Below are 12,602 nucleotides of genomic sequence, written 5' to 3' on the forward strand. Positions count from 1 at the left end.
GACTATTGAAAAGATGGTTTTTCACAACCCATAGACATCCGGAGTAATAAAATGAAGTTTTTTGTCGATACAGCCGTTGTAGACGAGATCAAAGAATTAAACGATCTTGGTCTGGTTGATGGCGTGACAACAAACCCGTCACTCATCCTTAAATCTGGCCGTGACATCATCGAAGTCACAAAAGAAATTTGTTCACTTGTCGATGGCCCGGTCTCTGCTGAAGTTGCAGCTACTGATTATGAAACAATCATGAAAGAAGCAGCAGTCATTGCAAAGATCGCAGATAATATTTGCATCAAATTGCCACTCACACTTGATGGTTTGAAAGCTTGTAAAGCACTGACAAGCGATGGACATAAAACAAATGTGACATTGTGCTTCTCTGCCAATCAGGCATTACTTGCTGCAAAGGCTGGCGCAACATACATTTCACCATTTATCGGTCGCCTGGATGACATGGCAATCGACGGCTTGGATCTCATAGCTGAAATCCGCCAGATTTATGACAATTATGATTATGATACGCAAATTCTTGCAGCATCAATCCGTACAGTAAACCATGTCAAAGAAGCGGCCCTTATTGGTGCTGATGTTTCAACTGTTCCACCAAGCACACTCAAGGCTTTGGTCAAGCACCCGTTGACTGACAAAGGTTTGGAAGCATTTTTGGCAGACTGGGCAAAGACTGGTCAAACAATCGGCTAATACTGATAGCTAAATAGATCGCGATCTAAAAATAAAACCGACGGGTATTTCCATATCCGTCGGTTTTTATTATCTGATTTTTGAAATTACTTAACTTAATAAGCAGCTCGATCTATTAATCAAAATTTCGATTGAGATCGAAGTTCAAGTCGGCATCATCAGCCAGACCATAGACAGTATGATTCTCTAGCGCTTTTGTTCCAAGATTAACATCATCTCCCAATTCATCGGGCGAAATCATCTTGCCAATCTTAAAATGGAACGGCTTTTTCTTTTTGTTCAAAAGCTCATGAAATACTGTAATATCGCGCAACTCTGCAGAATATTTTGAAAGCCAGTAAAACAAGCCAGAATTTCGAGCACTCAAATGAACAGGCAAAATGGGCAAATTGTATTTGCGCGCGATACTGTAAACGGAGGGCTTCCACTCACGTTCTGTCAATTTACCTTCATGCCAATGAGCAATCCGGCCAGATGGATAAAGCACCGCAGCTTTTTCTGATTTGACTGTCTGCGATGTTAATTGAAGCGTTTCACGCGCCTTCAAACGGCTTTTATAATCTTCGCGCCATTCAACCGGAATAATCATCTCGACAAGACGTGGGTTAACGCGCAGCGCATCCCGATTTGCAAAAAACATCATATCGGGACGTACATCCTTCAATAAGTCAAACATTGCAATGCCATCTGCAATGCCTGTTGGGTGATTGCAAGCAAGCAAAAAGCCACCATCTGTTGGAATACGCGATTTTTGTTCGACGGTAACTTCCAGTTTCAGGGTTTCACTCACAAATTCAAATGCGTCAAAGCCAGATAGCGGAGCAGTTGCATCCGCAAAACGAACGGCTTCGCGATAATGAAACACCGTATGAAAAATAGGACGTACAACTGGCCATAAAGGATGGCTCATAATACTCTTACCGCGATCAGCAATCAGCTCATCAACGACATGCCCAGGTCGACCATATGTCAAAAGCTGAAAAGCCTCTGTAAAGCCGTCCATAACAGAAATTTCATTACGTTTAAGCATGTCTCACCACTATCCATGAGAGTTGTAGCAGCCCTCATATCTGTATCGCAGGAAATTGTGATAACTCTATGACGACCAAATAGTCTTTTTTCAAACTATTCCCTCATGTTTACGCTCAGATAACATATCTTAGATAGACTTTGAAAGACCCGTTACAAAATAAAGTAAATACCCATGAGTTCGCCACTTCTTATAACAGCTAGCCGGGATCTTCTCGCCCTAAAAGATGAATGGTTGAAAAACCTTGAAGTTGAACGACGTCTATCCGACAAAACAAGCGAATCCTATGAGCGTGATCTACGCCAGTTTTTCCATTTCATGACTGATTACCTTGCGACCCCTCCGAAAATAAGTGACATGAAAAATGTGCGCACCAGTGATTTACGTGCATTTCTAGCATCGCGACGCAGAGACGGTGCTGGTGCAAGAACTCTTGGTCGCGGCCTTTCAGGTGTACGCTCCTTCCTTAGATTTCTGGAAAAGCGGGGCCTTGCAAATGCCAGCGGTGCGCGCGCCGTTCGCACACCAAAACAGCCCAAATCACTACCTAAACCCCTTGCCGCAAGTGATGCGCTTCGCGTAACAAATCAAGATTTGCAAATGGTGGATGAACCTTGGATTGCGGCGCGCAATACAGCTGTCATGGTTCTACTCTATGGCTGCGGCTTGCGCATATCAGAAGCGCTGGGGCTGAAAACAAATCAGATTGGAACCAAAACCGACATACTTTTGATCAACGGCAAGGGCGGCAAAGAACGCGTTGTGCCTCTTTTGCCGATAGCCAATGAGGCCATAGAACATTATATAAATCTATGCCCCCATCAATTGGCTGATGGCTTGCTTTTTCGCGGTGCACGGGGCGGAAAACTCCACGCCGCCATCATTCAACGCGATATGAAACGCCTGCGTTCGGCGCTTGATTTACCCGATACGGCGACACCACATGCGTTGCGCCATTCCTTTGCGACGCATTTACTCGCTGGCGGCGGTGATTTACGCACGATACAAGAACTTTTGGGCCATGCCAGCCTCTCAACAACCCAAATTTATACAGCCGTTGATACGGACAGACTTTTGGACATCTATCAAAAAGCCCACCCAAGGGCTTAATTCATACACACATTCGACCCCTTTAAGGATGTAGAAACCATAATAGGCGTGCTTTACACACATTAACTTCTTATCGGGATTTCCAACCTAATATTGAGCTACATATTTATTAACAAGGCCTAAATCCGTGATTATTACACAAAACAAACGCCAGCTTATAGTGACTCATCTAGACCTAATTATAGGATTTGGTTTTCATTTATTTCTTATTTTAAGCTTTGTAATCGTGTTCTCATTGGCAGCCTCTAACGCAGACGCGCAAACACAAACATCGACCAACACATGCAACGGACGTAACTTCATTAATGAATTGAGTGCTGAAAAACTTAGTGAAGCAAAGACAGAAGCCTCACTTATTCCAAATGGTTCGGGACTTTTTTGGAAAGTTGAGAAATCAGGTGTAGAACCTTCTTACCTTTACGGTACGATGCATGTTACTGATCCGCGCGTTTTAAATCTGTCCGCTTCTGTCAGAAATACGATTGATGAATCAAATACAGTTGTCATTGAAACACTCGATCTGCTTGATCCCAAAAAAGCGCAAGCCGCCGTTCTAATGAACCCGAACTTGACGATGTTCACGGATGGTTCAACATTGACCAGCAGCATGAGTGAGGACGATGCAGCATATATTGAAGCCGAACTTAAGGCTCGCGGCATTGCCATCAGCCTCGTCAATCAATTTAAACCATGGATGATCATGAGTTTAGTTGCTTCATCAGATTGCGAAACCGCGCGCAAAGCTGAAGGTGTTCAAATTCTTGATTTTTTGATTATCGAACAGGCTAAATCCGCAAACAAAGGAATCAAGGGACTAGAGAGCATAACCGAACAGCTTTCCGCGATGGCATCTCTGCCAATTGACTTTCAAGTACGTGGCCTCCTAGAAACACTTCGTTTGGGCGACCTCAATAAAGATATGATGGAAACAATGATCAGCCTTTATGTTGACCAAGAAATCGGATTGATTAAACCTGCGATCAAGGTAATCGCAACCGAACTTGGTCAGGAAGATATCGATGACGAGAGTTTTGGGGATTTTGAAGCAAAAATCATCACTGAGCGAAATCATCTCATGGCGGAGCGTTCCGAACCAATTTTGCAGGAAGGGAATGCATTTATCGCGGTTGGCGCACTACATCTTCCTGGCGAAGAAGGCCTTATCGAGTTGCTGCGCGAGCGCGGCTATACCATCACTCGCGCAAACTAATCCTGATCTAACTCGGCAATTGACTCGTTAGAACATATTTTAAAACATCAACAACCTGACTTGCGCTTTCGCAAACCGCGAGCGCTGCAGCATCCACTTCTTTAAGCGCATGTTGGTGATCATCTGAATGAATTACAATGATCGATTTGCCAAGAGCTGCTGCATAGCCTGCATCAAATGCGGCGTTCCATTGCTTGTATTTCTCACCAAATCGAACCACAACGACATCAGCATCTTCAATGCCTTTGCGTGTGCGAATGGCGTTCATCTTAGCACCCTTATTATCATGCCAAAATTTCTTGTCCTCATCGCCCAAGATCGCAACGCCGCAATCATCCGATGCGTCATGATCTGTAACTGGCGCTGAAAAACTCACATCAAGCTTTTCTGCTTCGCAACCTTGCATAATGTCTTCACGCCAATTGGTGTGAATTTCACCAGATAGATAAATATTCAACTTCATTTTGCACCTACATATGAATTGGTTTTGCAAATGTTGCTAAAGCCGCCTCTTTAACAGCTTCCGACATTGTTGGGTGAGCATGGCATGTACGACCAAGATCTTCGGATGAACCACCAAACTCCATCAACACCGCAGCTTCATGGATCATTTCGCCAGCACCAAATCCGACGATATGAACGCCAAGTACTCGATCGGTTGTTTTATCAGCAAGAACTTTTACAAAACCATCTGATGCAAGCATCGCGCGCGCGCGTCCATTTGCGGAGAATGGAAATTTACCAGATTTATACGCAACACCTGCGGCTTTTAACTCATCCTCAGTTTTACCCACCGAAGCAACTTCAGGGTTAGTATAAACAACACCTGGAATCACATCATAGTTCACATGCCCTGCCTGTCCACTTAGAATTTCGGCAACCGCAACACCTTCATCTTCTGCTTTATGTGCAAGCATAGCGCCGCGTACAACATCGCCAATGGCATATATGCCTTTAACGTTAGATTGGAAATGATCATCAATTTCGACGCGACCTCGGTCATCAAGTTTTACACCAGAAGCTTCAAGTCCGAGAGCATCGGTGTATGGTTTGCGGCCGGTTGCTACAAGCACGATATCTGCTTCGATAGCTTGCGCATCGCCACCTTTAACAGGTTCAAATGTCACTTGCCCGCCTGCACCGCCTTTTGCTACGGCAGTGACCTTTTGACCAAGTTCAAACTTGATACCCTGCTTTTCCAGCATCTTTTTGAACTGTTTAGACACTTCGCCATCCATGCCACCCAGGATTATGTCAAGATATTCTACAACAGTAACTTCAGCACCAAGTCGAGCCCAGACAGAGCCCAGTTCAAGCCCAATCACACCGCCACCAACAACAACCATTTTATTTGGCACTTTTTCAAGTTCCAATGCCCCAGTTGAAGAGACAATGACCTTCTCATCAATGTCAACATCAACACCGGGAATACCAGCAACATCAGAACCAGTTGCGATCACGATGTTTTTTGTCTCAAGTTCAGAAATTGTACCGTCATCAGCTGCGACAGTCACCTTACCCGCGCCTGCTATTGCTCCGGTGCCATGATGGACATCAATCTTATTTTTCTTCATTAAGAATGCAATGCCATCAACATTAGATTTAATCACACCTTCTTTGTGTGCCATCATGTTTGGCAAGTTCAATTTCTGATCACCAAGGTCAATACCCAGTTCTTTAAAGTCATGACCAGCTTGATGATACATTTCAGAAGCATGTAACAATGCCTTTGACGGAATACAGCCAATATTCAAACATGTCCCGCCTAGCGTTGCACGTTTTTCGACAACGGCAGTTTTCAATCCCAATTGCGCTGCTTTAACGGCACAAACATAACCGCCAGGACCGGTTCCGATAACGATAAGATCATATGAAGACATGGGTTTATTTCCTTTTCTGAAGGTCAAATTCGTTAAAAACTATGGCAATACGGAACGGCCACCTGAGACGTCGATTATGGCGCCTGTGGAATAAGATGAATCATCGGACAAAAGCCACATAACAGCTTTAGCAACTTCTATAGCCTGGCCCGGACGTTTCATCGGAACAACATGTTTCAATTCTTGTGCACGATCAGGCTCACCGCCGGATGCATGAATATCAGTGTCAATAATCCCTGGGCGAACGGCATTTACACGAATGTTTTCTTCAGCAACTTCGCGCGCCAACCCGACTGTCATTGTATCTATAGCGCCTTTTGCCGCTGCATAATCAACATATTGTCCCGCTGCTCCCAGTTTTGCGGCCGCTGAAGTAATATTAACAATGCAACCACCATTCCCACCGTAGCGCCTCGACATAACTTTGACCGCTTCACGCGCACATAAAAATGCACCAGTGATATTTATCGCAAACATACGGTTAAAACGATCAAGCGTCATCTCGTCAAGACGCGCAGCTTTATCAACAACTCCCGCATTATTGACAAGACCGGCAATCTCACCTTTAGATTTAGCAAATTCGAAAATCTTAAATACATTACTCTCAAACTGAACATCGCCCTGCACGACAAAGGCTTTACCACCAGTGGCTTCAATTTCAGAAACGATTTGATTGGCTGCCTTTTCATTGCCAACATAATTGACAATCACTGTGTAGCCTGCCGCGCCAGAAAGTTTTGCAACTTCTGCTCCAATTCCGCGACTTCCACCTGTGACAATAACAACTTTATCAGTCACAATATTGTTCCTATCCTCTGGATGACGCAGCAACACCAATTGCTAGCATAACCAATGTTGCACCTGTAACCCGATTAAACCACTTGCCAATCCGATAAAAAAGTCCTCTTACACTTGGCGTTGTGAAGAATATCGACACCAAGACAAACCAGATAAAGAGCAGAACACTCATCATCACGACATAAAAAGATTTATAAGCAAGTGCCGTTTCTGCGCTCACAAGTGATGAAAACAGAGCTAAGAAAAACAAAACTGCTTTCGGATTTAAAAGATTCGTCAAGAACCCCAAAACAAACGCATTGATTACGCTTGGTTCAACTTTCACTTTTTCCATTTTGAAATCTGGCTTGACCGGCGCCGGCGCTCTAAACACAGATATACCCATCCATAAAAGATAAACCACACCAATGATTTTGATAATCGAAAAGAGGAATAGCGACTTACTGATAACCAATCCGATACCCAAAAGCGTGTAGGTTCCATGCACCAATATTGCCGTGGCAACGCCAGCACTTGTGAAAACTGCTGTCTTACGTCCATGTAAAATTGACTGGCGTAAAACCATGGCAAAATCGGCACCCGGGACAACAGCGCTTAATCCAAATGCCGTCATCAGTGCCAAAAATTCTAACCACGGAAATATATCAGCCATCTAGCTAATTCCCTGTAAATTCATCATAAGCTTCAAGCGCTTTTGCGCCATAAGTCAGTCCCGGTCCAGATGCCATATAACCAATCATAGCAAGTCCCTCACAAAACTCTTCTCGAGTAGCGCCCAGACGGACAAGCGAGCGCGTATGAAAAGCAACGCAACTTTCACATTGTGTTGAAATTGACATCGCAAGAGCTATAAATTCTTTGGTCTTTTCATCCATCGCGCCAGGCTTTTTAGCAGCCTTACCCATTGCTTCAAACGCGCCATATGCATCGGGCATTTCAGCTTTTAATTTTTCCAGTCGTTTGATGTTCGCACTCATAACTTCTTTCCAAGACATCAACTTACTCCGCAATCTTTAAAGTCAAAAACCTCAAAAGGGTCATTGATAGTTTCAATTTCTTCCCACACCGGATCAGACATAACCGATCGTGTAAAATCAGGAAGTAATATTTGCGTGACCGCGACTTCATCCGCAAGTGGTAAGAGGCCAATATTTCCATCGGAAAAACGGCCATAAGGCACGCCTTTCCAAACAGTACACGCTTCCAACTCTTCGCCCGTTACGTCGCCATCTGGACACTTGTTCATAACAATTGAAATTGGGCGTAAAGGCTCACCCTCAACAACTACAAACCCGCCAAGTTGGGTGTCGGCACCTTCCAGCCCGATTGTAAACTGATGCATAACCTGCACATTTTCACCAAAAGACGAGAACGAAAGTAGAAGACCCGATTCAGGGTCCACATAACGTGCAGAACCCTGTTTGCATTCGGCAGCACAAACATTTCCAGCAACGACAGAAAATGCCGCTAACAGCGACATCTTCTTTATCCAATTTAATTGCCGGATCATATCAAACCTATAGATTTAGAGATCAAGAACAAGACGCTCTGGGTCTTCAAGGCTCTCTTTCACGCGGACCAAGAATGTCACAGCTTCTTTACCATCGACAACACGGTGATCGTACGACAATGCCAAATACATCATTGGACGAATGACAACTTGTCCACCAATAGCAACGGGACGTTCCTGAATTTTATGCATGCCCAAAATACCAGATTGTGGTGCATTCAAAATTGGAGAGGACATCAGCGAGCCATAGACACCGCCATTTGAAATGGTGAATGTACCGCCTTGCATGTCGGCCATCCCCAACTGCCCATCGCGCGCCGCTCTGCCAAGACGACCGATTTCTTGTTCCACACCCGCAATTGACATCGCATCAGCATCGCGAACAACAGGAACAACCAGACCTTTATCTGTACCGACAGCTACACCGATATGGCAAAAGTTTTTATAAACAAGATCAGTTCCATCAATCTCGGCATTAACGGCTGGAATTTCCTGCAAAGCATGGCAAACTGCCTTGGTGAAAAAACCCATAAAACCGAGTTTCACACCATGTTTTTTCTCAAACAGTTCTTTATATTTCTTACGCATTTCCATAACGGCCGTCATGTCAACTTCGTTATAGGTTGTCAGCATAGCCGCTGTATTTTGCGCATCCTTCAATCGCTTTGAAATTGTTTGACGTAGACGCGTCATTTTCACACGTTCTTCACGTGGCGCATCAGCCTCTGTTGTTGGTGCACGAGGAGCGGCAATAGGAGCGGCTGGCGCGGCGACGCCTTTTGAAAGCGCATCGATGACGTCACCTTTCAGAACCTGACCGCGTTTACCAGAACCGTCGACCTGATCAGCAGTAACATTATTTTCTGCCATCATTTTTTGCGCCGATGGTGCAGCTGGCATAGCTGGAGCAGCTGTCGGAGTTGTGGCAGCTGGTGCAGGTGTTGGTGATGGAGAAGCGGCGGCAGGCTCTGCACTAGCGGCAGGTGCGGCGCTAGCCCCCTCACCTTCAGCAATCTGAGCGAGAAGCGCGTTGACTTCAACTGTGTCCCCTTCATTGGCAATAATTTCTGCCAAAACGCCAGATGTTGGCGCTGGCACTTCAATCGTTACCTTGTCTGTTTCAAGCTCTACAATTGGTTCATCGACATTAATGGCATCGCCCACTTTTTTATACCATGTGCCAATAGTGGCCTCAGAAACAGATTCGCCTAATGTGGGGACACGAACTTCAGTAGCCATAATGTTTTCTTTCGTTTGTTCTAATATCGTTAAATTCAAATTCTACTAATTACACAATTAATTACCGAGCGCGTCTTCAAGGAATGCCTCAAGTTGCGCTAAATGCTGTGACATCAAACCAGTTGCTGTAGATGCCGCTGCTGCGCGACCTGTGTAACGAACACGTTGGTACTTGGCATTGATATGTGCAAGAACCCATTCCAAATATGGATCAATGAACGACCACGCACCCATGTTTTTAGGCTCTTCTTGACACCAAACCATCTCCGCATTCTGAAAGCGAGATAGTTCATTAATCAAAGCTTTTGCAGGGAATGGATAAAGCTGCTCAAGACGCAAGAGATAGATATCATCAATGCCACGCTTTTCACGCTCTTCATAAAGGTCATAATAAACCTTACCAGAACACATCACGACGCGGCGAATATCCTTGTCTTTCTGCAACTGAATTGGTGAATCCTTGAGCATTTCTGCATCATCCCAAAGAAGACGGTGGAATGTGCTCTCACCCGTAAGTTCGGAAAAGCTTGAAACAGCTCGTTTATGACGAAGCAGAGATTTCGGCGTCATCACAATAAGCGGTTTGCGGAAATCACGGTTTAACTGGCGACGCAAAATATGGAAATAGTTTGCTGGTGTGGTCACATTTGCAACCTGCATATTATCTTCCGCACAAAGCTGCAAGAAACGTTCAAGACGAGCCGATGAATGCTCCGGACCTTGACCTTCATAACCATGCGGCAATAGGCAAACCAAGCCCGACATGCGCAACCATTTGCGCTCCCCAGATGAGATAAACTGATCAAACAGAACCTGCGCACCATTTGCAAAATCACCAAATTGTGCTTCCCAAAGTGTTAATGCATTTGGTTGTGCGAGCGAATAGCCATATTCAAAACCAAGCACAGCCTCTTCAGACAGCATAGAGTTAATCACTTCATACTCGCCTTGTTTGGGCGCAACATGTGCTAAGGGAATATAACGGTCTTCGGTTTCTTGATCATAAAGAACTGAGTGACGCTGCGAGAACGTACCACGTTCACAATCTTGGCCAGATAGACGTACACGAGAACCATCGTTACAAATTGAACCAAACGCGAGCGCTTCACCCATTGCCCAATCAAGACCTTCACCGGTTTCAATCATTTTGGCTCGGTTTTTCATAAAACGTTCGATCGTTCTGTGCGCTTTAAACCCCTCAGGGATTGTTGAAAGCTTTTGGCCAATTTCACGAAGCGTCTTTGTCGGCACTGCGGTTTTACCACGACGTTGCTCATCAGCATTATTTGCAGTGTTTAAACCAGCCCATTGACCATCAAGCCAGTCGGCCTTGTTTGGTTTATAAGCCTGTCCAGCTTCAAATTCTTTCTCAAGATTTGCACGCCAATCAGCTTTCATGCCATCAAATTCAGCCTGTGAGATCACATTCTCTTTAACGAGACGCTCGCCGTAAATATCAACGGTTGTTTTATGAGCTCGGATAACTTTGTACATCTTCGGCTGAGTGAAAGCAGGCTCATCACCCTCATTATGGCCGTAGCGGCGATAACAGAACATATCGATTACCACAGGCTTGTGGAACTTCATTCGATATTCAGTTGCAACTTTTGCTGCATAGACCACGGCTTCTGGATCATCACCATTCACATGGAAAATAGGCGCTTCAATCATCTTGGCCACATCAGATGGATAAGGGGAAGAACGAGAAAAAGCAGGGTTAGTTGTAAAGCCAATTTGGTTATTGATGATAAAGTGAACAGTACCTGCAACGCGATGTCCACGCAGACCAGACAGACCTAATATTTCAGCAATCACACCTTGGCCGGCAAATGCAGCATCACCATGCAACAAAAGTGGCATAACTTGGGCACGTTCAGAAAGCGGTACTATATCACCTTCGATCTTACCGATGATATCTTGTTTTGCCCGCGCTTTACCCATGACCACAGGATTGACAATTTCAAGGTGAGACGGGTTTGCTGTTAGCGACAGATGAACTTTATTGCCATCAAATTCGCGATCAGAAGATGCGCCCAAGTGATACTTTACATCACCCGAACCTTCGACTTCATCCGGTGTAAATGAACCACCTTTAAATTCATGAAAAATCGCTCTGTGAGGCTTGGCCATCACTTGAGATAGAACATTCAAACGGCCACGGTGAGCCATTCCGAATACAATTTCCTTAAGTCCAAGATTGCCACCGCGTTTGATAATCTGTTCAAGCGCAGGAATAAGCGATTCACCGCCATCAAGGCCAAAGCGCTTTGTGCCCTTATATTTAACATCGATAAACTTCTCAAATCCCTCGGACTCAATCAGTTTTTGCAAAATCGCTTTCTTACCATTTTCCGAAAACTCAATCGCTTTATCAGGTCCCTCAATGCGCTGCTGCAACCATGATTTTTCCTCGGGGTTGGATATATGCATAAATTCCACACCCATCGTTGAACAATAGGTGCGTTGAAGGATATCAACCATTTCAGGGATAGTCGCGTATTCTAGACCAAGCACATGATCGATAAAAATTTTGCGCCCATTATCTTCTTCCGTAAAACCGTAAGCAGATGGCAGCAATTCGTCATAAGCTTCTTTTTTCTTGGCGATGCCGAGAGGATCTAATTCGGCATGCAAGTGACCACGCATGCGATAGGCACGGATCATCATAATGGCGCGAACACTATCCCGCGCAGCTTGTTGAATTTGAGATTGATCAGCGGGCTGACCTTTTTCAACTGCTTTTTCTATTAATTTAGTTTCGACGTGCTTTTCAACAGTACCCCAATCTCCATCAAGCGCAGAAACAAGCTCGCCGTTTGGTTGCTGTGGCCAATGAGGTTTTTCCCAAGATGCACCCAGCGCAGATTTTACGACACTTTCCGGATCATCACCTAACTCCGCAAAGAAACTTGCCCATTCTTTGGGGATAGAACCTGGATCATCAATAAATCGCGCATACATATCTTCAATATAGGCACCATTTGTACCATCCAGAAATGAAGTTTGTTGGAAGAATTCGTTGGCTTCTTGGCGTGCCATCATCAAAAAACGAGTATCCTCGTCCCCTATATTTTGCCGAACATTCGGCTGTTCTTCTTATAGCTGGATTTGGTCTATCCC

General features: G+C 44.8%; 12 protein-coding genes. 3 read left to right on the top strand and 9 right to left on the bottom strand.

Annotated elements, in window-relative coordinates:
• Positions 1–51: 51 nt before the first annotated feature.
• Positions 52–705 carry a fructose-6-phosphate aldolase gene (gene fsa / locus G3W54_RS11735; RefSeq protein WP_162653216.1) on the top strand — a complete coding sequence of 218 codons (654 nt, stop codon included), beginning with the start codon at positions 52–54 and terminating at the stop codon, positions 703–705.
• Between the two features lie 115 nt (positions 706–820).
• Here the strand turns inward: fsa and G3W54_RS11740 are convergent, their stop codons facing one another.
• Positions 821–1,735 carry a 1-acyl-sn-glycerol-3-phosphate acyltransferase gene (locus G3W54_RS11740; protein WP_162653217.1) on the bottom strand — a complete coding sequence of 305 codons (915 nt, stop codon included), beginning with the start codon at positions 1,733–1,735 and terminating at the stop codon, positions 821–823.
• A gap of 168 nt (positions 1,736–1,903) precedes the next feature.
• Between G3W54_RS11740 and G3W54_RS11745 the strand changes: the two genes are divergently transcribed.
• Positions 1,904–2,845 carry a tyrosine recombinase XerC gene (locus G3W54_RS11745; RefSeq protein WP_174244249.1) on the top strand — a complete coding sequence of 314 codons (942 nt, stop codon included), beginning with the start codon at positions 1,904–1,906 and terminating at the stop codon, positions 2,843–2,845.
• Between the two features lie 127 nt (positions 2,846–2,972).
• Positions 2,973–4,055 carry a TraB/GumN family protein gene (locus G3W54_RS11750; RefSeq protein ID WP_162653219.1) on the top strand — a complete coding sequence of 361 codons (1,083 nt, stop codon included), beginning with the start codon at positions 2,973–2,975 and terminating at the stop codon, positions 4,053–4,055.
• 7 nt (positions 4,056–4,062) lie between these two features.
• Here G3W54_RS11750 and G3W54_RS11755 read toward each other — a convergent pair whose 3' ends face one another.
• Genes G3W54_RS11755 through G3W54_RS11790 form a run of 8 tightly spaced genes read right to left on the bottom strand, consistent with a single transcriptional unit; the run spans position 4,063 to position 12,521 of the window.
• Entirely contained in the window at positions 4,063–4,518 is a 456-nt protein-coding gene (locus G3W54_RS11755) for a YtoQ family protein (RefSeq protein WP_162653220.1), read from the bottom strand.
• A gap of 7 nt (positions 4,519–4,525) precedes the next feature.
• Positions 4,526–5,935 (bottom strand): dihydrolipoyl dehydrogenase, encoded by a 1,410-nt coding sequence (gene lpdA / locus G3W54_RS11760; RefSeq protein WP_162653221.1) that lies wholly within the window; start codon positions 5,933–5,935, stop codon positions 4,526–4,528.
• Between the two features lie 39 nt (positions 5,936–5,974).
• Positions 5,975–6,733, bottom strand: coding sequence for an SDR family oxidoreductase (locus G3W54_RS11765; RefSeq protein ID WP_162653222.1), 759 nt, complete (start codon positions 6,731–6,733; stop codon positions 5,975–5,977).
• A 10-nt stretch (positions 6,734–6,743) separates the two neighbouring features.
• Positions 6,744–7,376: a LysE family transporter gene (locus G3W54_RS11770; protein WP_162653686.1), complete on the bottom strand. Its 633-nt coding sequence runs from the start codon at positions 7,374–7,376 to the stop codon at positions 6,744–6,746.
• A gap of 13 nt (positions 7,377–7,389) precedes the next feature.
• Positions 7,390–7,728, bottom strand: a complete 339-nt coding sequence (locus G3W54_RS11775) for a carboxymuconolactone decarboxylase family protein (RefSeq protein WP_162653223.1) — start codon at positions 7,726–7,728, stop codon at positions 7,390–7,392.
• Entirely contained in the window at positions 7,728–8,213 is a 486-nt protein-coding gene (locus tag G3W54_RS11780) for a hypothetical protein (protein WP_162653224.1), read from the bottom strand. Before G3W54_RS11780 ends, G3W54_RS11775 begins: the two co-directional genes overlap by 1 nt.
• 45 nt (positions 8,214–8,258) lie before the next feature.
• Positions 8,259–9,482: a 2-oxoglutarate dehydrogenase complex dihydrolipoyllysine-residue succinyltransferase gene (odhB, locus tag G3W54_RS11785; protein ID WP_162653225.1), complete on the bottom strand. Its 1,224-nt coding sequence runs from the start codon at positions 9,480–9,482 to the stop codon at positions 8,259–8,261.
• Positions 9,483–9,539: 57 nt separating this feature from the next.
• Complete coding sequence (locus G3W54_RS11790) at positions 9,540–12,521, bottom strand: 2-oxoglutarate dehydrogenase E1 component (protein WP_162653687.1); 2,982 nt, start codon at positions 12,519–12,521, stop codon at positions 9,540–9,542.
• Positions 12,522–12,602 lie beyond the last annotated feature (81 nt).

The organism is Lentilitoribacter sp. Alg239-R112, assembly GCF_900537175.1.
Taxonomy (GTDB): Bacteria; Pseudomonadota; Alphaproteobacteria; order Rhizobiales; family Rhizobiaceae; genus Lentilitoribacter.